The 22,204-nt window shown below is 68.1% G+C and carries 18 protein-coding genes; 4 read left to right on the top strand and 14 right to left on the bottom strand.

Going from position 1 to position 22,204, the window contains the following annotated elements; genetic code table 11:
* The first annotated feature begins 17 nt into the window (after nt 1-17).
* Nucleotides 18-1,370, top strand: coding sequence for an AmpG family muropeptide MFS transporter (locus ACZ46Y_RS06915; protein ID WP_311953889.1), 1,353 nt, complete (start codon nt 18-20; stop codon nt 1,368-1,370).
* Here ACZ46Y_RS06915 and ACZ46Y_RS06910 read toward each other — a convergent pair.
* On the bottom strand, nt 1,367-3,184 hold the full coding sequence (locus tag ACZ46Y_RS06910) for an SEC-C domain-containing protein (protein WP_311953884.1): 1,818 nt from the start codon (nt 3,182-3,184) through the stop codon (nt 1,367-1,369). The two genes, ACZ46Y_RS06915 and ACZ46Y_RS06910, sit on opposite strands and share 4 nt — an antisense overlap.
* A 76-nt stretch (nt 3,185-3,260) precedes the next feature.
* On the bottom strand, nt 3,261-4,550 hold the full coding sequence (locus ACZ46Y_RS06905; protein ID WP_311953878.1) for an ABC1 kinase family protein: 1,290 nt from the start codon (nt 4,548-4,550) through the stop codon (nt 3,261-3,263).
* A 151-nt stretch (nt 4,551-4,701) separates the two neighbouring features.
* Here ACZ46Y_RS06905 and ACZ46Y_RS06900 point away from each other — a divergent pair, with 151 nt between their 5' ends.
* The 3 genes from ACZ46Y_RS06900 (at nt 4,702) to ACZ46Y_RS06890 (ending at nt 8,264) form a co-directional block, all read left to right on the top strand.
* Nucleotides 4,702-6,624 (top strand): DNA topoisomerase III, encoded by a 1,923-nt coding sequence (locus ACZ46Y_RS06900; protein WP_311953873.1) that lies wholly within the window; start codon nt 4,702-4,704, stop codon nt 6,622-6,624.
* A 211-nt stretch (nt 6,625-6,835) separates the two neighbouring features.
* Complete coding sequence (locus tag ACZ46Y_RS06895) at nt 6,836-7,360, top strand: invasion associated locus B family protein (protein WP_311953869.1); 525 nt, start codon at nt 6,836-6,838, stop codon at nt 7,358-7,360.
* Nucleotides 7,356-8,264 (top strand): ketopantoate reductase family protein, encoded by a 909-nt coding sequence (locus ACZ46Y_RS06890; RefSeq protein WP_311954023.1) that lies wholly within the window; start codon nt 7,356-7,358, stop codon nt 8,262-8,264. Before ACZ46Y_RS06895 ends, ACZ46Y_RS06890 begins: the two co-directional genes overlap by 5 nt.
* Here the strand turns inward: ACZ46Y_RS06890 and ACZ46Y_RS06885 are convergent.
* From ACZ46Y_RS06885 to lepB, 12 genes are all read right to left on the bottom strand, one after another.
* Nucleotides 8,261-9,406, bottom strand: a complete 1,146-nt coding sequence (locus ACZ46Y_RS06885) for an enoyl-CoA hydratase/isomerase family protein (RefSeq protein ID WP_311953862.1) — start codon at nt 9,404-9,406, stop codon at nt 8,261-8,263. The genes ACZ46Y_RS06890 and ACZ46Y_RS06885 overlap by 4 nt on opposite strands.
* Before the next feature lie 51 nt (nt 9,407-9,457).
* Complete coding sequence (gene ppc / locus ACZ46Y_RS06880) at nt 9,458-12,106, bottom strand: phosphoenolpyruvate carboxylase (RefSeq protein WP_311953857.1); 2,649 nt, start codon at nt 12,104-12,106, stop codon at nt 9,458-9,460.
* 48 nt (nt 12,107-12,154) lie between these two features.
* On the bottom strand, nt 12,155-12,988 hold the full coding sequence (mazG, locus tag ACZ46Y_RS06875; protein ID WP_311953853.1) for a nucleoside triphosphate pyrophosphohydrolase: 834 nt from the start codon (nt 12,986-12,988) through the stop codon (nt 12,155-12,157).
* A complete protein-coding gene (relA, locus tag ACZ46Y_RS06870; protein WP_311953851.1) occupies nt 12,988-15,261 on the bottom strand; it encodes a GTP diphosphokinase in 2,274 nt (757 codons plus the stop codon). Before relA ends, mazG begins: the two co-directional genes overlap by 1 nt.
* Before the next feature lie 127 nt (nt 15,262-15,388).
* Nucleotides 15,389-16,813, bottom strand: a complete 1,425-nt coding sequence (locus ACZ46Y_RS06865) for a TRAM domain-containing protein (RefSeq protein WP_311953849.1) — start codon at nt 16,811-16,813, stop codon at nt 15,389-15,391.
* Nucleotides 16,814-17,710 carry a cysteine synthase CysM gene (cysM, locus tag ACZ46Y_RS06860; RefSeq protein ID WP_311953846.1) on the bottom strand — a complete coding sequence of 299 codons (897 nt, stop codon included), beginning with the start codon at nt 17,708-17,710 and terminating at the stop codon, nt 16,814-16,816. It lies immediately after the preceding gene.
* A 78-nt stretch (nt 17,711-17,788) separates the two neighbouring features.
* Complete coding sequence (acpS, locus tag ACZ46Y_RS06855; RefSeq protein WP_311953840.1) at nt 17,789-18,166, bottom strand: holo-ACP synthase; 378 nt, start codon at nt 18,164-18,166, stop codon at nt 17,789-17,791.
* 1 nt (nt 18,167) lies between these two features.
* Nucleotides 18,168-18,971 carry a pyridoxine 5'-phosphate synthase gene (gene pdxJ / locus ACZ46Y_RS06850; protein ID WP_311953837.1) on the bottom strand — a complete coding sequence of 268 codons (804 nt, stop codon included), beginning with the start codon at nt 18,969-18,971 and terminating at the stop codon, nt 18,168-18,170.
* Between the two features lie 33 nt (nt 18,972-19,004).
* Nucleotides 19,005-19,709, bottom strand: a complete 705-nt coding sequence (gene recO, locus ACZ46Y_RS06845) for a DNA repair protein RecO (RefSeq protein WP_311954020.1) — start codon at nt 19,707-19,709, stop codon at nt 19,005-19,007.
* Nucleotides 19,710-19,729: 20 nt separating this feature from the next.
* Nucleotides 19,730-20,629 carry a GTPase Era gene (era, locus tag ACZ46Y_RS06840; protein ID WP_311953834.1) on the bottom strand — a complete coding sequence of 300 codons (900 nt, stop codon included), beginning with the start codon at nt 20,627-20,629 and terminating at the stop codon, nt 19,730-19,732.
* Nucleotides 20,626-21,318 carry a ribonuclease III gene (gene rnc / locus ACZ46Y_RS06835; RefSeq protein WP_311953831.1) on the bottom strand — a complete coding sequence of 231 codons (693 nt, stop codon included), beginning with the start codon at nt 21,316-21,318 and terminating at the stop codon, nt 20,626-20,628. Before rnc ends, era begins: the two co-directional genes overlap by 4 nt.
* A 70-nt stretch (nt 21,319-21,388) precedes the next feature.
* Nucleotides 21,389-22,192 carry a signal peptidase I gene (gene lepB, locus ACZ46Y_RS06830; protein WP_311953828.1) on the bottom strand — a complete coding sequence of 268 codons (804 nt, stop codon included), beginning with the start codon at nt 22,190-22,192 and terminating at the stop codon, nt 21,389-21,391.
* Nucleotides 22,193-22,204 lie beyond the last annotated feature (12 nt).

Raw genomic sequence — 22,204 nt, 5'->3', positions numbered from 1 at the left:
TAAGGAGCCCTATTTCCATGCCCACTCCCGACGCCCGGCGCAGCTGGCGCGAATCCCTGGCCGTTTACGCCCGCGCGCCGGTCGTCGCCATGCTGTTTCTGGGCTTTTCCGCCGGTCTGCCGTTTTTGCTGGTGTTCTCGACGCTCTCGGCCTGGCTGCGAAGCGCTGGGGTGGAGGTCGCGGCCATCGGCTTTTTCGCCTGGATCGGCATGCTCTATTCGATCAAGTTCTTCTGGGCGCCGGTGGTGGACCGCGTGACGCTGCCGCTGCTGACCCGGCTGCTGGGCCAGCGGCGCAGCTGGATGCTGCTCGCCCAGGCGACGATCGCCGCCGGTCTTGTCGGCCTTGCCGCCACGCCGCCGGTGGGCAACCTCGGCTGGGTGGCAGGCTTTGCCCTGCTGGTGGCCTTTGGCTCGGCCACCCAGGACATCGCCATCGACGCCTTTCGCATCGAGTCGGCAAGCGATGACATGCAGGCGGCCATGGCCTCGACCTACATCATCGGCTACCGCGGGGGGCTTCTGGCCGCCGGCGCCGGCGCGCTGTACGTGGCCTCGGCGGTCTCCTGGCACGCCGCCTACCTGACCATGGCAGCGCTTACGGGCGTGGGCATGGTGACGGTGCTGATGCGCCCCGAGCCCCAGCGCCTGGCCGCCGGCAACAAGCCCGTGCTCGAGCCCCGGGTGCGCGCCTTCCTGCGTAAAACCCGCGGCCAGCCGCGAATTTGGCGGCACGTCGGGGCCTGGGTCATCGGCGCGCTGGTGTGTCCGTTTACCGACTTTTTTGTCCGCCACGGCGTGAAGGCGCTGGCGCTGCTGGCGTTTATTGCGGTGTTTCGCATTAGCGACCTGGCCATGGCCTCCATGGCCAACCCGCTTTACATCGACCTGGGCTTTTCCCTGGCGACCATCGCCAACGTCACCAATATTTTCGGCATTGCCATGAGCATCGGCGGCGGCGTGCTCGGGGGGCTTTTGGTGGTGCGCTACGGCATCGGACGGATGCTGGTGGCCGGGGCGCTCATGACCATGCTGACCAACCTTTTATTTGTCGCCCTGGCGCTGATAGGCGACAGGCTGCCCATGCTGGTGGTCACCATCGTCGGCGACAACCTGGCCAACGGCCTGGCAAGCGCGGTATTCATTGCGTTTCTGTCGAGCCTCACGTCCCGGGCCTATACCGCCACCCAGTACGCGCTTTTTTCCTCGCTGATGACGCTGCCCGGCAAGTTTTTAAGCGGCTTTGGCGGGCTGGTGGTCGAGGCCCAGGGCTACGCCAGCTTTTTTACCCTGGCTTCGCTGCTGGGCATCCCCGCGGTGCTGCTGGCCGTCTGGGTCAGCCGCGGCATGCCCCGGCGTCCCGGCGCCTAGCGGTGCTCGCCGAGCCACTCGAGCGCCCCGGCAGTGGTGCGCCACTGGTCGCGCATTAGCGTGCGGTACTGCCAGGCCTCGGCCTTGGTGCCGGGGTCGATGCGCCCGGCCTTGTCCGGCAGCGCCGGGCGCGGACTTTCGGCGCAGAGCATGTCCAGCGCGTAGCGGCTGTGGCGCTTGACCTCTGCAAGCGCCGCTTCAGCCTGCTCCCAGCGCTCCAGGCGATACAGCGCCAGAGTGCGCCCCATGAGGATATTGAGCCACAGCGACCCGTCGTCTTCGGCGTTCTCGGCCAGAGCCAGGGCTTCGCGGTTGCGCTCGTCGCGCAGCAGCTGGTCGAGCACCAGCTCGCGCAGCCCGAGGCTATCCTCCTGGTTGATGGCGAGAAGCTGCTCGGCCAGCCGGCGCGAGTGCTCCCGGGCGCCGCGCTCCATGCCCACCACCAGCGCCAGCCCGGTGCGCAGCAGAAAGGCGTTGTCGCCGTCGTCCCAGCACAGGCTGCCCTCGCCTTCGGCCCGGGCCTGCTCCAGCCAGCGCGAGAGCCTTTGCGCCAGCGGCTCAAGCAGGCTCGGCGCCATCCACGGCAGGCTGCCGAAACGGCTGGTCAGCGCAAGCGTCAGATCCTGCACCACCTGGGGACAGTCCAGCCACTCGGGGTTGGCGCAGAGCTCGGACATCCACTCGACGGCGTTGCCCCAGGGGTCGTCGCGAAAGCCCAGCGCCACGTCCTCGTCGACCATGACCTGAAAGGCCGCGTGCCAGGCGGCAAAGAGCGTGCTCTCCCGGGCGCTTTCGCGGTAGACAATGCGCCGGGTATCGGCATCGACGTCAAACGCCAGCTTGGGCGCCACGGGCAGCGCGGCGAGCAGCGACTGCAGGCTGATCAGCGGCGTGGCCAGGTCTTCTTCGGCGCTCAGCAGCTGGTCGGCCAGGGTGGCGCCGGGGTTGTCGGCCAGGGCGGCGAGAAAGTCGAGCTGGTCTTCGTCCAGCTCGCCCTGGCGCAAAAGTCGACGGTACCAGAAGTCCGCTCGCTCCCGGGCCTCTTCCTCGTAGCCTTCGTGGAGCAGCAGCATGGCCTCGATGTAGGCAAGCGTCGGCGAGTCCGGCAGCGCCTGCTGGGCGCGGACAAAGGCGGCCCGGGCACTGTCCAGGTCGTCGTTGTCCAGGTGCGCCAGGCACAGGCGCTCGAGGGCCACGCCGCGCAGAAACAGCGGCCCGCGCTCGAGCACCTCGTCCAAAAGCTCGGTGCGCTTGCGGGTAAAGCCGCGCTCCTGGAAAAGATCGAGCAGGATCTCGAACGCCGGCTCGGCCTGTTCCGGCAGGCGCGACCAGTCCCGGCGGTCGAACAGCGACTCGAGCACCTGCATGGCGCGGCCGGTCTGGCCGCTTTCCGCGGCCACCAGGCCGGCTTCCAGCAGCGCCTGGGCCGGGGCCTCGCCGCTGTCAAGCGCGGCCTTGAGCGTGGCCCCTTTCCACTCGCGCAGCGAGAGCATCCACATCATCTGCTCGGGGATTTCGGTCAGAAACTCCACCCGGGCGCAGCACTGCTTGTACTTGCGCCCGGAGTCGCACCAGCAGGGTTCGCTGGGCCCCGGCTTGGCCAGCGGCTCGCTGGCAAAGCCCCGGCGCTCCAAAGGCGTCTGGGACCATAGCACCGGCGCCAGCGCCTGCGCCGTGGCCACGTCGCCGTTGAAATAGTCGCCGCCCTCGGCGCGCACCCAGATCATGAAGTCCGGGTAATGCTCTTTTTGCCTGATTGCCGCGAGCGCCGCCGAGGCAAAACCCAGCAGCTGATCGACCCATACCGCCAGCATTGCCGTCTCCATTGTCTGTCACCGGCGCAAAAAGCGCGCGGAATAAAGCGCCGTAGTCTAGCATGTCCGCGCGCGGCTACGCAGGTGGCGATGCAGGCGGCGATCGCCGCGGCGCGCCCGGGGCGGCGTGCGCCCACGCCAGCAGCGGCTCGCAGCGTTGGTGCATGCCCAGCCGGGCGCCCAGGCGCACCATGTTCCAGTAGTGGCCGTTGAGCGCCCGGGACAGCAGCAGCGTATCCGCCGGGGGCTGCAGGCGGTCCATGGCTGCCCACACCCGGGGCGAGAGCTCGCGCAGCCGGCGGTGCACGCGCACGTCGGCAAAGTCCTGCTCTCCCGGGGCAAAGAGCGGCGCTACGGCCTCGGCGGCTTCGCGATACAGCGCCAGCGGCGCGCCCTGCCCCTGGCGCCCGCCCAGGGCCAGCATGGCCTCGTCCATGGCCATGGGATCGCCGACAAGGGTGGCCTCCAGCAGCGCCATCATGGTGACGAGGCGGGCTTCGGGCACCGCTATCACCGCGCCGAAGTCGTAGATGATCAGCCGCGACTCGGCGTCCACGGCAAAGTTGCCGGCGTGGGGGTCGGCGTGGAGCTCGCCGTAGGTAAAAAGCTCCTCGGTCAGCCAGTCGGCAAGAGTAGCGGCCACCTGCTGGCGCAGGGCGTCGTCGGCCGCGGTTACTTCGTCAAGGGGCGTGCCCGCCAGGTAGCGCATGGCCAGCACGCGCTCGCCGCACAGCGACTCGATCGGCTCGGGGATGCGCAGCCGCGGCTCGTGGCGGTAGCGCTCCCGGTAGCGGGCCAGGGTTTCCGCCTCGGCGCGGTAGTCCAGCTCGTCGCGAAGCCCGGCGGCCAACTCCTCGAACAGCGCGTCCAGCCGCGCCGGGGAGACGTTGAACCAGCGGCCCAGCCGCATCATCCGCTTGACCTGGCGCAGATCGCCTTCCAGGGCGTCGGCAAGGCCCGGGTACTGCACCTTGAGCACCAGCGTCTCGCCGTCTCGGGTGACGGCCCGGTGCACCTGGCCCATGGAGGCGCTGGCAAAGGGCGCCTCTTCGATATGGCGAAACCGGGCCTCCAGGTCGCCGTACTCGGCCTGAAGCGTCTCGCGGATGCGCGGCCAGGGCATGGGCTCGGCCTGGCGCTGCAGGCGGGCCAGCTGGTCGGCAAGCTCCGGCGGCAGCACGTCGTCCCACTGGGCCACGATCTGCGCCAGCTTCATCGCCGGGCCGCGCAGCTCAGAGAGGCCGTCAAACAGCGCCTCGCCCAGGGAGTCCCAGTTGGCGCTGCCGCCCATGCGGTTTTTCAGCATCGCGCCGCCGGTGCGCGCGCCGAGTCCGAAAAGCCGCCGCGTTCTGCCACGTTCACGCATCGATGAATCCTCTGCACGGAGATATCGTACAAAAGCTATACGAAATTCAACAAAAAGCAAAGCATGGTCAATAGACCGCCGCCGCAGACGGGCCGCCCGGCGGCGCCGGCTCTGCTACCATAACGTTTCGCTTTTTATCCGAGTGCGCCCGATGCGTTTGATCATTGCCGAAAAGCCCAGCCTCGCCCGGGCCATTGCCGATGCGCTACCCGAGCGACCCCGCCGGGACGAAGGCGCGCTGTACGCCGGCGACACCGTGGTGACCTGGTGCTTGGGCCACCTGCTCGAGCAGGCCCCGCCCGAGGCCTACGACGCCGCGGATAAACAATGGCGGCTCGACCGCCTGCCCATTGTGCCCGCGGCGTTCAAGCACGTGCCCAGGCCCAGGGCACGCGGCCAGCTGGCGGTGATCCGCCGGCTGCTGAAAAAGGCCGATACGGTGGTCCACGCCGGCGACCCGGACCGCGAAGGCCAGCTTCTGGTGCAGGAAGTGATCGAGTATCTGGGCTACCGGGGGCCGGTCAAGCGCCTGCTGATCAACGACCTTAACCGGCCGGCGGTGACAAAGGCGCTTGGCCAGCTTGCCGACAACGCCGACTTCGCGCCACTGTACCGCGCCGCCCGGGCACGCTCCCGGGCCGACTGGCTGTACGGCATCAACCTCACCCGGGCGTGGACGCTGCTGGGCCGCCGGGCCGGGCACGACGGCGTGCTTTCCGTGGGCCGGGTGCAAACGCCGGTGCTGGGGCTGATCGTCCGCCGGGACGCGGCTATTCGCGACTTTGTCCCCCGGCCGTTCTATCCGCTGTGGGTGGACGTCCGCGTGGCCGATGGTGAGCTGCGTGCCTGGTGGGTGCCCGGGCCGCCGCACCCGCTGGATGACAAAGGCCGGCTGCTGGACCGCACCCCGGCGGATGCCCTGGCCGAGACCCTGCCCGGCCGCGAAGGCCAGGTAGTTAAACTTAATCAGCAGGAAAAGCGCCAGGCGCCGCCGCTGCCCTATTCGCTGTCGGCGCTGCAGGTCGACGCCGCGAGGCGCTACGGGCTTTCCGCCAAGGCGGTGCTGGACACCTGCCAGGCGCTTTACGAGCGCCACCGGCTGATTACCTACCCGCGCTCGGACTGCCGCTACCTGCCAAAGGCACACCTGGCAGAGGCCCAGCAGACGCTTGCCGGCGCCTGCCGGTCGGACGCCACCCTCAAAGGGTGGTTCGACGACGCCGACTTCGGCCTGCGCTCGAAAGCCTGGAACGATAGCAAGGTTGGCGCCCACCACGCCCTGGCACCCAGCGGCAAGACGCCGAGCTTTGATCAGCTGTCCGCCACTGAGGGCAAGGTGTTTCGGCTGATTGCGCGCAACTTTCTCGCCCAGTTCTACCCGCCGCTTGTCACCTTCGAGACCAAGGCCGAGCTAGCTATCGCCAATGAGGCCTTTCGCGCCGGCGGCCAGCAGGTGCTCGACCCGGGCTGGAAGCCGCTTTTCACCACCCGGGAAGAGGCCCCGCCGCTGCCGGCCATGACCGAGGGCGAGGCGTGCCGGGCGCTTGCCGCCGGCGTGGAGGCGCGCGAAACCCGCCCGCCTGAGCCGTTCACCGACGCCAGCCTGATCAAGGCGATGATGAATATCGGCCGCTACGTCGAGAATCCGGACGTCAAACGCACCCTGCGCGATACCGACGGCCTGGGCACCGAAGCCACCCGGGCGGGCATCATCGAAACCCTGGTCGCTCGCGGCTATCTGGTGCGCCGGCAAAAGGCCCTGCGCGCCACCCGGCTGGGCGCGGCGCTGATCGGCGCGCTGCCCGAGGCCGTGGCCACCCCGGAGCGCACCGCTCTCTGGGAGCAGCGCCTAAGCGCCATCGCCGAGCGTCAGGACGACGACGGCGCCTTTCAACAGGCGCTGCTCGAGGACCTGCGCGGGCTGCTGGCCCAAAGCGACGCCGGCCGGCTGCACCAGAGCCTGCAAAGCGCGCAGGGCGAAGCCGCGCCCGCCCCATCCGCCAGGCCCGGACGGGCGCGCAAGAAGGCCGCCAAGCGGGGGCGCACCGGGTCGCGCCCACCCAAACGCCCCTGACACTGCCCTGCTCTCAGCCATTAACGCCGCGGCAGCGACGCATCGCGGTTGCATCGGGCAGCCCCGCTCCGGCATCCTTGGTGGGTCATCCCGACCCGATACTCGCCAGAGCGGGACGTTGCGTATTGCCCCGGCGTCAGGCACCGTGCCGGCTATTCAGCGCTACCGGCGTCTCTTCCAGGGAAATAAAAAGGACAGGAGAACTTGCTTCATGTTTGATCAACTTGCGTTACGCCTACGCACCGCCGGCCTGCTGGGCCTGCTGGGCCTGATGGCCCTGTCGCCGACGGCGTTCGCCCAGGATGCCGGCCCGGCCATGGACACCGAGACCTTTAAGGACTGGGACGTCAACTGCCCGGTCAATTCAAGCGAAGGCAACTGCGCCATGACCCAGATGATCGAGGACGCAAGCGGCGAGCCGGTGCTGCGCGTGGTCGTCGGCAATCCGCCCCAGCTGGACAGCGCCGCCATGACCATCCTCACGCCGCTGGGCGTGCGCCTCGCCGCCGGCCTGCAGCTCCAGGTCGACAGCAACGAGCCGGTGGGTATGCCCTACCAGGTCTGCCTGCCCCAGGGCTGCCGCGCCGACCTGCCTCTCCCCGCGGAGCTTGTGTCCCAGCTGCGCGGCGGCAGCACGGCAACGATCAGCATGATCGATCCCGACGACCAGCGCGTGGATCTGGACGTCTCGCTGATGGGCTTCACTTCCGCCAAGCAGTACCTCGACCAACATTAAGGCGCATCACGTCATCGTCGGCCCCGGCGCGCTGGGGCGCACGCTCGCCCACACGCTGGCCGGGGCCTTCCCGGTCACGCTGATCGCCCGCCGCTCCCTGCCTGCCCGCCAGGCGCTCACCACCCCCGAGGGAGAGACCGTCACGCGGCGGCTGCCCGCCGCCGGCATGGCGGCGCTTGACGCCACCACCCCGGCGTTTCTCCATCTGACGACCAAAGCCTACGCCGCCGAAGCGGCGGCCGAGGCCGCGGCGGAGCGTATCGCCCCCGGCACGCCGCTGGTGCTGTGGCAAAACGGCTTTGCCGTGCAGCCGCGCCTGACCGCGCGCTGGCCGGGGCCGGTGCTCTGCGCCTCGACCACTGAGGGGGCGTACGTCATTGACGATGCCACCACGGTGCACGCCGGGCGCGGCGCCAGCGTCATCGGCGATCTGGCGGGCCGCCACGCGGGCCTTGCCCGGGCCCTGGCCCGGGCGCTTGACCGAGCTGGCCTGGCGGCAAGCGCTGTGGACGACATCGAGACCCGGCTGTGGCAGAAACTGGCGGTGAACGCCGCCATCAACCCGCTGGCAGCGCTTTACGAAGTGCCCAACGGCGCGCTTGCCGAGGCGCGCTTTGCCGCCGAGCGCGAGGCCGTTATCGCCGAGGTCGCGGCCATCCTTGCCGCCGACGGCGTGCCCCCGCCGAAAGGTGAGGGCAAGGACGGCTGGCGGGACCTGGTGGAAGGGGTAATGAAGACGACCGCCGGCAACCGCGCCTCCATGCTCCAGGACATCGACGCCGGGCGACCCACCGAGCGCGACGCCATTCTGGCACCGCTCATCCGCCGGGCCGACCATCACCGCCTGCCCTGCCCCGAGATTGGCGCGCTGAACGCCCGGCTGGCCGAGAAAGAAGCCCGCTAGTCAAGATCGGCCAGCGGACTTTCCTCCCAGAGATCGGCCAGCATGGTCTCGACAAAGGCCGGCTCCACGTCGGCCAGGCGGGCATAGCGAAACTGCGGATCGCGGTCTTTATCCACCAGCAGCGCGCGCACCCCCTCGGCGAGATCACCCAGACGGCAGCACTGCACCGAGAGCGCCAGCTCCGAGCGCAGCACCTGGGCCAGCGACATGTACCGGGTGCGGGACAGCTGAGCATCGATCAGCTTGATCGACAGCGGGCTGCCGTTGGCCAGCGTCTGCCGGGCACGGGCAAGCCAGTCGGCGTCGCTTTCGTCGTCAAGAATCGCGGCCACCTGCTGCTCCACGGTGTCGTGATCCATCAGCTTGCGCACCCGCTCGGCGTGCTCCGCCGTGGGCGTGGGCATGGCGTCAAAGAGGCCTGCCTCGTCGGCTTCGCGCTCCAGACCGCGGAGCACGTTGCTGACCACGCCGTGAGCGTCGCGCGCCGCCGCGGGCCAGTCGGCGTCAGCCAGCTCCCGAAGCAGCGCCTCCCGGCTATCGCTTGCCAAAAGCCGGTCGGCAAACCCCAGCCGGCGGGCGTCCCGGGCGTTGAGCTGGCTGCCGGTGAGCGCCAGAAAGCGCCCCATGTTCCCCGGGAGAGGGTTAAGAAACCAGCTGGCGGCGACGTCGGGGTAGAGGCCGATGGTCACCTCGGGCATGGCAAGCCGCGTGGTTTCGGTGACCACGCGGTGGCTGCCGCCGCTGAGCAGGCCCATGCCGCCGCCCATGACGATGCCGCTACCCCAGACGATCACCGGCTTGGCATAGGTGTGCAGGGTGTAGTCCAGGCGATACTCCCGGGCAAAGTAGCGCTCGGCGAAGTCCGGCGCCCCCTGCAGCGCCTCGGCGGGCACCTCGTCCGGCGCGGTGATCCCGCGGTACAGCGCCACCACGTCGGCCCCGGCGCACAGGGCCTTGTCGCCGGCGCCGCCGAGCACCACGGCGGCAAGGCCGGGATCGTCTTCCCAGGCCGCCAGCCGCGCCAGCATGGCCTCGATCATCTCAAGCGTCAGGGCGTTGAGCGAGCGCTCGGCGTTGAGCCGAATCTCGCCAATGCGGTAACCATCGCGCGCGGGATGTTCGATAAAATCAACGCTGCTCATTGTGCAACTGCCTCTTTGAAACCGGTGAAAGAATAGATCCTCCGGCCGCTTCTAGCCGGTGTTGCGCAGGCCGGCGGAGATTCCCGCCATGGTTACCATCAGCGCTCGGGAGAGATCCGCGCTGATCGCGCCGTCGGCGTCGCGGTTGCGCTGCAGAAGCTCGGCCTGAAGCCCGTGCAGCGGATCAATATAGGGGTTGCGCACGGCGATGGCCTGGCGGATCAGCGGCGTTTTTTCCAGCAGCTCGTCCTGCTCTAAAAGCGTCAGCACGCTGCCTTCCAGGCGCTCGAAGCGCTCGCGCAGCTTGCGCCCCAGCGTCTTCAGCGACGGCTCGTCCACCAGGCGGTGCTCGTAGTAGGCGGCGATGCCCACGTCGGCCTTGGCCAGCAGCATCTCCAGCATGTCGAGATAGGTGCCGAAAAACGGCCAGCTGTCGCGCATTTCCTTGAGTACCTCAAGCCCGCCGGGCTGCGCCAGGCGCCCGCTGAAGGCCTGTTCGCTGCCAAGCCAGGCGGGCAGCATCAGCCGGGTCTGGGTCCAGGCGAAAATCCACGGAATCGCCCGCAGGGTTTCCACGCCGCCGTCCTGGCGCCGCTTGGTGGGCCGCGAGCCCAGCGGCAGCCGGCCAAGCACGCTCTCCGGGGTCACCGCGCGGAAATACGGCACAAATTCCGGGTCGTCGCGCACCACCTTGGCGTAGACCTCGTGGGAGGTCTGCGCCAGCCGGTCCATTTCCTCGCGCCAGCGGGGCTCGGGCGCCGGCGGCGGCAGCAGCGTGGCCTCGAGCACCGCGCAGGCGTAGATCTCCATGGAGCGCAGGGCGATATCCGGCTGGCCGAACTTGAAGCGAATCATTTCGCCCTGCTCGGTGACTCTGAGGCTGCCGTCCACCGAGCCCGGCGGCTGGGACAGGATCGCCGCGTGGGCCGGGCCGCCGCCGCGCCCTACGGCGCCGCCGCGGCCGTGGAACAGCCGCAGCTTGACGCGGTGGCGGCGGCAGATCTCGACCAGCGCTTCCTGGGCGCGGTACTGAGCCCAGGCGGCGGCCAGCTGGCCGGCGTCCTTGGCCGAGTCGGAGTAGCCGATCATCACTTCCTGGCGGCCCTGCATCAGCTCGCGGTACTGCGGCAGCGCCAGCAGCTGATCGATCACCTCGCCGGCGCGGTTGAGGTCGTTGAGCGTTTCAAACAGCGGCACGATGGGCAGCGACACCCGGCCGCCGACTTCCTGCAGCAAAAGCGCCACGGTAAGCACGTCGGAGGGCTCGGCCGCCATGGAAATGACGTAGCTGCCAAGCGCCTCGGGGTGCTCTTCGGCCACCACGCGGAAGGTTTCCAGCACCTCCCGGGTTTCCGCCGAGCACTGCCAGCGCAGCGGAATCAGCGGCCGGCTGGACTTGAGCTCGGTAAGCAGAAAGGCCTGACGCTCGTCCTCGCTCCAGTCCTGATAGCGGCCCAGGGCCAGCTCGTTGGTGATCTCCTCGAGCACCTGGGCGTGGCGGCTGGCTTCCTGGCGCAGGTCGAGCTTGGTCAACGTGACGCCGAACACTGCCACCCGGCGCAGGGTATCCAGCAGCGCGCCGTTAGCGATGGTCTCAAGCCCGGAGTCGCACAGCGAGCGGTAGCAGGACAGCAGCGGCGCGTAGAGCTGATCCCGGGTGTCGATGATCGGCCCGCCGTCGAAGCTGCGCCCCTCGAGCCGGGCCTCGGCCCAGTCCCGGGTGGCTTCCATCCGCGTGATAATGCGCTTGACCAGCTCGCGGTAAGGCTCGGCCACCTCGCCCACTTCGGCTTTCAGGGCGCTGTTGGCCTTCCACATGGAGAGCTCGTTTTTCAGCTGCTCCAGATCGCGCAGATAGAGATCCGCCGCCATCCAGCGGCCCAGCAGCAGCACTTCCCGAGTGACGCTGGCGGTGACGTTGGGGTTGCCGTCGCGGTCGCCGCCCATCCAGGAGGCGTAGCGGATCGGCGCGGCGTCCAGCGGCAGGCGCTCGCCGGCGGTGTTCAGCAGCAGGTTGTCCAGGTCGCGGTGAAAGTCGGGCACGGCCTGCCACAGCGAGTTTTCGATTACCGCAAAGCCCCACTTGGCCTCGTCTACCGGCGTGGGGCGCTCGTGGCGAATCTCGTCGGTATGCCAGGCCTGGCTGATGAGCTCGGCAAGCCGCCCTCGGGCCCGGGCGGCGCGCTCTTCGCCGGCGTTTGCGTCCTCAATGGCGCCCAGGCAGTCGTCGATGGCGTCGTACTTCTGGATCAGAGTGCGGCGGATGATTTCCGTGGGGTGCGCGGTGAGCACCAGCTCCACGCGCATGTCGGCGAGGGTCTTGACCAGCTCCCGGGGCGAGCGGCCCGAGTCCCGGGCGCGCTGCAGCAGCTCGTCGAGGGTGGGCTGGGTGCCCGGCTTGTAGTCTTCCACGTAGCGAAACCGCGCGCGGTAGTGCTGCTCGGCAATGTTGGAGAGGTTGAGAAACTGGTTGAACGCCCGGGTCACCGGCAGCAGATCCTCGTCGGGCAGGTTGCGCAGGTAGTCGATCAGCTCGCGCTGCTCGAGCGTATCCTGCCGGCGCCCCTGCTTGGCCCGGGAGCGAATGGCTTCGATCTTGTCGACAAACTCCTGCCCCAGGTCGTCGGCAATGGTGTGCCCAAGGTTATCGCCCAGGATGCGAACGTTGTCGCGCAGGGATTCGTGCAGGTCGTGACTCATGTCATGGCCTCCTGAGGACCCGGCCGGCCACCGGATCGCGGCTAATGTTTATCGCTTGCGCGACTCGAGACGTTTGGCCGCCTGCCAGCAGCGCTCCATCTCCTCGGCCGACGCCCGGTGCAGGCGCCGTTCGCCGTCGCCCAGGCGCTGCTCGACGTGGCGAAAGCGAGACTCGAAGCGGGCGCTGGTGGCGCGCAGCGCCTGCTCGGGGTCGGCCTTGAGCCGGCGTGCCAGGTTAGTGACGGCGAACAGCAGATCGCCCACTTCTTCCCCGGCCCGGTCGCTATCGCCCTGGGCAAGCGCCTCCTCCACCTCGGCGAGCTCCTCGTGAATCTTGTCCATGACGCCCCGGGTATCGGCAAAGTCAAAACCCACGCCGGCCGCGCGCTTGCCAAGCTTGGCCGCCCGGGAGAGCGCCGGCAGCGCCCGCGGCACGTCATCCAGCACCGAGGCCGGCGCTCGGGCGCGCTGCTCGCGCTCGGCCGCCTTGAGCGCTTCCCAGTTGTGTTTGACGTGGCGCTGCTCCAGGGCGTCCGGATCCGCTCCCGGCGGGCGGCGCGACCCCAGCGTGCCGGCGGGGAAGACGTGGGGGTGGCGCCTTAGCATCTTGGCGGTCAGGGTGTGAACCACGTCGGCAAAGTCGAAGCGTCCTTCTTCCTCGCCAAAGCGGGCGTAGTACACCACCTGAAACAGCAGGTCGCCGAGCTCGCCGGGCAGCTCGTTAAAAGCGCGCCGCTCGATGGCGTCGGCGACCTCGTAGGCCTCTTCCAGAGTGTGCGGCACGATGCTGTTCCAGTCCTGGCGGATATCCCAGGGACAGCCCTGATCCGGATCGCGCAGTACGGCCATCAGCGTCAGCAGGTCATCCATAGTATAGCGCATCAGGCGCCTCCCTTGCCCGCGACGGTCGGCGCGGCGTTTCGCAGCCGGCGCACTTCGATCACGTTTTGCAGCTGCTGGATGCGCGAGAACAGCCGTCCCAGGGTTTCCAGACCGTCCACTTCCAGGGTAATGCGCAGCCGCGCGGTGCCCTCATCCGTGTCGGTGGCGGTGTTGACCGCCAGCACGTTGACTTTCTCGTGGCTCAAAAGGCCGGTGACGTCGCGCAGCAGACCGGAGCGATCCCAGGCCTGGATCTCGACGGTCACCGGATAGCGGGTCTGTTCGCGCTCGCCCCATTCGGCCTCGATAATGCGCTGGGGCTCCTCGGCGCGCAGCTGCAGAAGGTTGGGGCAGTCCTGGCGGTGAACGGTCACCCCGCGCCCCTGGGTGATGAAGCCGGCAATGGGCTCGCCGGGCACCGGGCGGCAGCAGTTGGCCATGCTGGTCTTTAGGTTACCCACCCCCAGCACGGTGATGTCGTTCTGGGCCTTCTGGCTCGACTGGCGCCGGGGCTTGGCCAGCAGCCGGTTGAGCTTTTCCTGATCGTCGTTTTCGCCGAACAGATGCTGGGCCTGGTTAAGCACCTGGCCGATGCGCAGGTCGCCGGCCCCCAGGGCGGCGTACATGTCGTCGGCACCGGCGTAGTTGACCGCAGCGGCCAGCCGGGAAAGGTCAAGGCCTTCCACCGCCAGGCGCCGCATTTCCCGGTCGAACAGCGCGCGCCCTTCTTCCAGGTTCTGATCGCGCGCCTGAAACTTGAACCAGGCCTGGATCTTGGCCCGGGCCCTCGAGGTGCACACGTAGCCCAGGCTCGGGTTCAGCCAGTCGCGGCTGGGGCCGCCCTTGCTGGCGGTCAGGATTTCAACCTGCTGGCTGGTCCTGAGCCGGTAGGTCAGCGGCACGATGCGCCCGTCGACCTTGGCGCCCCGGCAGCGGTGGCCGACCTCGGTGTGCACCCGGTAGGCAAAGTCGATGGGCGTGGAAACGCTTGGCAGGTCAATGACGTGCCCTTCCGGGGTGAAGACGTAAATGCGGTCGGGGGCGACGTCGCTTGCCAGGCCTTCGCGCAGATCGCCCAGGTCGCCGACTTCGTCCTGCCACTCGAGCACGTGGCGCAGCCAGGCGATCTTTTCTTCGTAGCCGCGGCTCTTGCCCCGGGAGTCGTGGCCCTTGTAGCGCCAGTGGGCACAGACGCCAAGCTCGGCTTCGTCGTGCATGGCAAAGGTGCGAATCTGGATCTCCAGCACCTTGTTTTCCGGCCCGAGCACCGCGGTGTGCAGCGACTGATAGCCGTTCTGCTTGGGATTGGCGATGTAGTCGTCAAACTCGTCGGGCACGTGGTGCCAGCGCGAATGGACAATGCCCAGCACGGTGTAGCAGTCGGCCACGTTGGGCACCAGGATGCGCACCGCGCGGATGTCGTTAACCTGGGAAAAATCGATCCCCTTGCGCTTCATCTTGCGCCAGATGGAATAGATGTGCTTGGCCCGGCCGCTGACGTCATAGTCGCGGATGCCCTGATCGCTCATCAGGTACTTGAGCGTCTCGACCACGTCGCTGATGTAGCGGGTGCGATCCAAGCGCTTTTCCGCCAGCTGTTTGGCAATGGCCTTATAGTCGTCGGCGTGCCGGTAGCGAAACGCCAGGTCCTCAAGCTCCCACTTGACCTGGCCGATGCCCAGCCGGTGGGCCAGCGGGGCATAGATCTCGGCCACTTCGTTGGCCACTTCCAGGCATTTTTCCCGGGGCGCATCGCGCACCTGTCGCAGCGCGCAGGTGCGCTCGGCAATCTTGATCAGCGCCACGCGCACGTCGTCGACCATGTTGACCAGCATCTTGCGCAGGTTTTCCTGCTGGTTGTGCTGGCCCATGTCCTGGTGCGGCGCGTGGGGATGGCTGATGGCGGCCATTTGCAGCACGCCGTCGATCAGCCCCGCCACTTCGTCGCCGAAGCGTTTGGCAACGGCCTCCAGCGTCATCAGCCGTTCGCGCACTGAGCGATAGAGCACGGCCGCTTCCAGCGCCGCCTGGTCAAGCTTGAGCTCGCCGAGGATGTCCGCCATCTCAAGCCCCATGCGAAAGCTCGAGCCCGGCGTCAGAAAGCCGCGCGGCGCGTCGGGGGATTCCCACTCCAGCCTGTCGGCAAGCTCGCAGGCCTCGCGCAAGCGCTCGGCGTCGTCAAGGCGCACGTCCTGCTGCAGGCGCTTGAGCCATTGAGGTATGTCGACCCTGCCGTCGGGCGTCAGCGGTTGGTCTTCACGCACTTTGACCATGTCGTTCACTTATCCTTCGGCCGCTGCCGCCAGCCTCTGCTCGTGACGGCCCTGCGCCGGTAGTTGCCTTTGCCTTGCCGCCCTGACCGGGCGGCTCAAACGATCCTTCAAGCCCTGTGACCACGCCTTAGCTGGCGCCGGGCTCCCGGGTATCCTCCAGCAGCATCAGCGTTTCCATATGGGCAGTGTGCACAAACATGTCGGCGACGGCCACTTGGCCGATGCGATAGCCGCCGGCCGTGAGCAGCGCGACGTCTCGGGCAAGCGTCGCCGGGTCGCAGGACACGTAGGCCAGCCGCCCGGGGCGCCGGGCGGCGTCGGCAAGCGCCCGGCAGGCGGCCTCGGCCCCGGCTCGGGGCGGGTCAAGAATCAGGGTATCGGCCGCGGTCTCGTCGAGCAGCGCAGCCGCGCTACCCGGGGCGTTGAGATCAACCCGGGTGGCGCGCACTTCAAGGCCGTTACGCCGGGCGTTGGCCGCCAGGCGCTCGACCATGGCCGGGTGGCCTTCGACCGCGGTGACGCTGGCGCCGGCCGCCGCGGCGGGGAGGCTGAAGTTGCCGATACCGGCGAAGAGGTCGAGGTAGCGCTCGCCGGGCGCCGGCTTAAGCCACGCCATGACTCGGGCCACCATCTGCGCGTTGACCGCGGCGTTGGCCTGGAGAAAGTCACCCGACGCCGCCCCCAGCGTCAGCGGCGCAAGGCCCGGCAGCGCCAGCGTGTCGGCCAGAGCCGGCGGCTCGCTCAGCCACTCGAGCCGCGGGGTATCGCGGCCCTCGAGCAGGCCAAGCGCCACTCGGTGCTCGGCGAGCCGGTGAGCAAAGGCCCGCCAGCGCTCGGCATCCCGGGCGTGGGGCTTTAGCTGGCGCACCGTGATCGCGCTGCCGCCGGCGGTGGCGACCAGCTCGACGTGGCCCACCTGGCGCGGCGCTTCAAGCGTGCCGATTACCTCGCGCAGCGGCGCCAGCAGCGCGGCAAGCTCGGGCACTAGCACGTAGCAGCGCTCGATATCCACCAGCCGCTGGCTGCCCGCCGCGCGAAAACCCACCAGCACGCGCCCCTGGCCGTCGACGTTGACACCCAGCCGCGCCCGGCGGCGGTAGTCTTCTGCCGGAGTGGCGAGCATGGCGATATCGTCGGGAAGCTCAAGGCCCTGGCGGGCGAACAGCTCGCGCACGACCGCGATCTTGTGCTCGCGCTGGGCGTTAAGGGTCATGTGCTGCAGGTCGCAGCCGCCGCAGCGGCCGAAATACGCGCAGGGCGGGGTGACCCGCTTGGGCGAGTCGCTCAGCCGCTGCCTGACGTGCGCTTCGTCAAAGCGCTTGCGGGTGCGGTGCACCGCGACCTCGACCTCTTCACCGGGTAGCGCGCGCTCCACAAACAGGGTCTTGCCCGCGGCGGAGCGCGCCACGCCGCGCCCGTCGTGGGCCAGCCGCTCGACGGTCACGGTAGGTGCATCGGTATCGGCCGGCGCTTTCTCGCCGTGCGGCGCCCGCGCCAGCCCCGAGACGCCGGATTTGCGGCGCGGCGGGCGCTTTTTGCCCAGCATGGCCATCTACACCTCCGGGGCGTAAAGGCCGGTGGACAGGTAGCGGTCGCCGCGGTCGCAGACGATAAACACGATCACCGCGTTTTCCACCCGCTCGGCGATGCGCAGCGCCCCGGCGAGGCTGCCGCCGGAGGAAACGCCGGCAAAAATGCCCTCTTCCCGGGCCAGCCGGCGCATGTGCTCTTCGGCTTCGAACTGGCCGATATCCAGGGTGGTATCCACCCGCGAGGCGTCGAATATCGACGGCAGGTAGGCCTCGGGCCAGCGGCGAATGCCGGCAATGCTGGCGCCGTCCTCGGGCTGCAGGCCGACGATTTCCACCTCGGGATTGCGCTCCTTGAGGTAGCGCGACACGCCCATGATGGTGCCGGTGGTGCCCATGGAGCTGACGAAATGCGTTACCTCACCGCCGGTCTGCTCCCAGATTTCCGCGCCGGTGGTGCGGTAGTGGGAGAGCGGGTTATCCGGGTTGGCGAACTGGTCCAGGGGCTTGCCTTCGCCCCGGGCAATCATCGCCTCGGCAATATCCCGGGCCTCTTCCATGCCGCCCTCCTTGCTTGCCGAAATCAGCGTCGCGCCGTAGGCCGCCATGGCGTGCTTGCGCTCTTCGGAGGCGCTTTCCGGCATTACCAGCACCATGCGGTAGCCAAGGATCGCCGCGGCCATGGCCAGCGCAATGCCGGTGTTGCCCGAGGTGGCTTCGACCAGGGTATCGCCGGGGGCAATGTCACCGCGCTTTTGCGCCTCGGCGAGCATCGCCATGGCCGGCCGGTCCTTGACCGAGCCCGCCGGGTTGTCGCCTTCAAGCTTGGCAAGCAGGGTGTTGTTGCGCCCGGCGCCGATACGCTTCAGGCGCACCAGCGGCGTGTTGCCAACGGTATCTTCCAGGGTCGGGTATTCCATGGTGCCTTCCTTCTTGTCATCGTTAGCCGGCATTGTATCGCGGCAAGTGCGGACGAGACAGGTACGCCGCTGGGCCGATTAGCGCTCCAGCACCACAAAGGCCAGGGCGTATTCGGCCTCGTCGCTTAGCGTGAGGTGGCTGAGCTGCACGCCGGCCGTTTGCGCCACCGCCTCTGCCTGGCCGCTCAGGGCGAGCTCGGGCTTGCCCAGCGAGTCGTTGAGCACCTGGATATCGTGCAGCTGAATCCCCCAGCGAAAGCCGGTACCCAGCGCCTTGACGAAGGCCTCCTTGGCGGCAAAGTGCTTGGCCAGAAACGCCGCCGGAAAAGCATGGCGCGTAAAGCGCCAGTACTCGTCGTCGCCCAGCAGGCGCCGAGGAAAGCGCTCGCCGTGGCGCTCGAGCGCCGCCTCGAAGCGGGGCACCCGGGCAATGTCCGAACCGATGCCGATGATCACCTCAGCGCTCCCGGCCGTGATCGTGATCGCCGTGGTCGTGGGCGTCCAGCGCCGCCATGAGCCCGGCTTCCTGGCCGGCGATGATCAGGCGCTTCATCTCGCCCACCGCGTCCTTCAGCCCGGTAAACAGCGCCCGGGCGATAATCGCGTGGCCGATGTTGAGCTCGTTGATGCCGGGAAGCGCGGCCACGGCCTCGGCGTTGTGGTAGTGCAGGCCGTGGCCGGCGTTGACGGTAAGCCCCTGCTCGCCTGCGTGCACGGCGGCGGCGGTGAGGCGCTGGTATTCGGCGTTGGCGGCGGCGCTTCCGGGTGCCGCCTCGGCAAAGCCGCCGGTGTGCAGCTCGACGGTCGAGGCGCCGGCGCGCACGGCGGCGTCGATCTGGGTGAACTCGGGGTCGATGAACAGCGATACGTCGCTGCCGGCGGCGGCCAGGCGGCGGCAGGCGCTGGCGCAGGCGTCAAACCCGCCGGCGACGTCGAGCCCGCCTTCGGTGGTCAGCTCTTCGCGCTTTTCCGGCACCAGGCAAGCGTGGGCCGGGCGGACCTCTTCGGCCAGCGCCAGCATCTCCTCGGTAATCGCCATTTCCAGGTTCATCCGGGTGTTGAGCACCTGGGCGATCAGGCGCACGTCCCGGGGCTGGATGTGGCGGCGGTCTTCGCGCGGGTGGACGGTAATGCCGTCCGCGCCGGCCTCCTCGGCCAGCAGCGCGGCCTGCACCGGGTCAGGATAGCGCGTGCCGCGCGCCTGGCGCAGCGTGGCCACGTGGTCGATATTGACACCCAACAGGATACGCGGGGGATGCATAAAACCTCCAAAACGTGACAAGAGCGCCGCGCCTCAGTCGGTACCGCGGGCGCGGCGGCGATGAATCAGATCCTGCAGCAGGCGCCGGGAGCGAAGCTCGGTATGGCCGAGATGCGGCGCCAGAGCCTGGCGCATCAGCGCCTTGAGGGCCCCGGCAAGCCCCGGCTGGTGCCACCCGCCCCGGGCCAGGTAACGCAGGGCACGGCCGTCGATACCGCCGGCGGCGGGGATAAAGGCGCCGCTTGGCGCATCAAAGGCGTAGCGCGTCTGCCCGTCGAGTGCCGCCCCGTCCGGGGTGGCAAAGCGCGGCGTGGCGCCCAGCGCCTCAAGCAGCGCCCACTCGTAGCGGCGCAGCGCCAGCATGCGCTCGGCCGGGCGCGGCAACGCGTCCAGCAGCGCAGTATAGAACGCAAATACCTCGGCGGCGGGCATTTCCGGCGGCAGTAGCCGGGTCGCCAGCTCGTTGGCATAAAGCCCGCACAAAAGCCCTTCCCCGGCCAAAAGCGCCACCTGCCCGCGAGTCTCCATGAGCCTCAGGCGCTTGAGCTCGCGCTCGCCCCGCCAGGTCACAAACAGCGGCGCAAACGGCTGCAGGCGCTGGCGGGACTTCGCGCCCGGGCGCTGAACGCCCCGGGCCACGGCGCGTATGCGGCCGTGGTCAAGGGTCAGCAGATCCACCAGCGCGCTGGTTTCGCGATACGGCCGGCGGTGGAGCAGAAAAGCCGGCTCGGGCGACATCTGCCGGGTTACCAAGCGCGTCAGTCCAGGTCGTAGCCAAGGCTCTTGAGCGCTCGGCTATCGTCGGACCAGCCGCGCTTGATCTTGACCCAGAGGTTGAGCATCACCTTGCCGTCGAGCACGCGTTCGATATCCAGCCGGGCATCGCGGCCGATGCTCTTGATGCGCTCGCCGCGATCGCCGATGAGGATGACCTTCTGCCCCTGGCGCTCGACCAGAATCAGCGCGCTGATGTGGGTGACATTGCCGGCTTCGCGAAACTCTTCGATTTCCACGGTCATCTGGTACGGCAGCTCGTCGCCGAGCTGGCGGGTGATCTTTTCGCGCACCAGCTCCGCGGCCATGAAGCGCAGGCTGCGATCGGTGACCTGGTCGTCGGGGAAATAGTGCACGCTTTCCGGCAGCCGGGACATCACCTCGCCTTCCAGCGCCGCCACGTTGGTGCCGTGCTTGGCGGAGATCGGCACAATGGCGGCAAACTCGCGCCGGGCGCCCACGGATTCGAGCCAGGGCAGAAGCTCGCTCTTGTCCTGGAGGCGATCCACCTTGTTGACCGCCAGAATCACCGGGGCGGTGACGTGCTCCAGACGCTCGAGCACGGCCTGGTCTTCATCACTCCAGCGGGTGCGGTCAATGATGAACACCACGCAGTCCACGTCGCGCAGAGCCCGGCCTGCCGCCTGGTTCATGAAGCGGTTGATGGCCTTGTTGCGATCCTTGGACATGATGTGCATGCCCGGCGTGTCCACGTAGATGCACTGGGCCTCGTCCTGGGTCTTGATGCCCATGACCTGGTGGCGCGTCGTCTGGGGGCGGCGCGACGTGATCGACACTTTCTGCCCCAGAATGCGGTTCATCAGCGTGGACTTGCCCACGTTGGGGCGCCCGACAATGGCCGCGAATCCACAGGTTTGGGTCATGCGTTTTCTCCAGGGCGTTTTTCCAGGTAGCCAAGGGCGTCGCCGGCCGCCTGCTGTTCGGCGTGACGGCGGCTGGCGCCCTTGCCGGTAGTGTGCTGCTCAAGCAGCTCGACGTGACACTCCACGGTAAAGGTCTGGGCGTGGGCTTCGCCTTTGACCGACACCACCTCGTAGTGCGGCAGCGCCGCCTGGCGGGACTGCAGGAACTCCTGCAGGCGGGTCTTGGGGTCTTTTTGCGTATCCTGCAGGGAGATGTTGGCCAGGCGCTCGCTGAACCAGGCAAGAATGCGCTCGCTGACCGCGGCCATGCCGGTGTCCAGATAGATCGCCCCGATCACCGCCTCGACGGCGTCGGCGAGGATCGAGTCGCGCCGGTGGCCGCCGCTTTTCATCTCGCCGGATCCCAGCCGCAAACACTCGCCAAAGCTCATTTCGCGGGCCAGCTCGGCCAGGGTCTGGCCTTTTACCAGCCGCGCCCGGAGCCTGGAAAGCTGGCCCTCCCGGGCCTCGGGAAAGCGCTCGAAAAGCGCCTGGGCGATGACAAAATTGACGATCGAGTCACCCAAAAACTCCAGGCGCTCGTTGTTGCGACCGCCGTAGCTGCGATGCGTCATGGCAAGCTCCAGCAGCGCCGTATCGTTGAATTCGTAGCCGATACGTCGGCTAAAGGCGTTCAGGGTCTGACTCACGGGACTCCCAGGTCACAGACGTTGATGCGTGAATGAGGCATAGGCGATGTGTAAAACGTTGAGCACACGCTTACTCGATGTGCCTGATACTGGTAAAGCTCGGCAGTCCGCCGTCCCAGTGCATCCATACGGCAAAGGCGCGGCCGACGATGTTCTCCTCCGGCACAAAGCCCCAGTAGCGGCTGTCGTTGGAGTGGTCGCGGTTATCGCCCATCATGAAATAGTGGCCTTCGGGCACCTCGACTTCGCGCACCTGGGGGCCGGGGTCCAGCGGATTATTATAGATGTCGTGACGGGTTTCGCCCAGCGTTTCGCCCAGCAGCAGCTGGCGGGGCGAGGCCTCGGGCCCCTTTTCTACCAGCGTTTTGGCCACCGCTTCGCCGTTGACGTAAAGCTGCTTGCCCTCGTAGCGGATCCGGTCGCCGGGAAGCCCAATTACGCGCTTGATGAAGTTGACCGACGGCTCTTCGGGGTAGCGAAACACCATCACATCGCCGCGCTCGGGATCCGCCACGTCGAGAAACTTGGTGTTGATTACCGGCAGGCGCAGGCCGTAGGCGTACTTGTTGACCAGGATGAAATCCCCGACCTTGAGCGTGGGGCGCATGGAGCCCGAGGGAATCTGGAACGGCTCGATGATAAAGCTGCGCACCACCAGCACCACCAGCAGCACGGGGAAAAAAGACCGCGCATAGTCGACGGGCCAGGGCTCCTTGTAGAGCTTCGCGCGCTCGGCCGCGCCCAGCCCGCCATCGCTTGTCGCCTCGGCGCGGGCCGCTCGGGCGCGGCGGCGCGGACGCCAGATGACAATGTCCAGCAAACAGATCACGCCGGACAGCGCTACGGCCAGAACCAGCAGTAAGGAAAAATTCATGGGTAGCGTCTG

The organism is Halomonas garicola (assembly GCF_055382465.1).
This window is presented reverse-complemented; position numbering and strand designations above follow the sequence as displayed.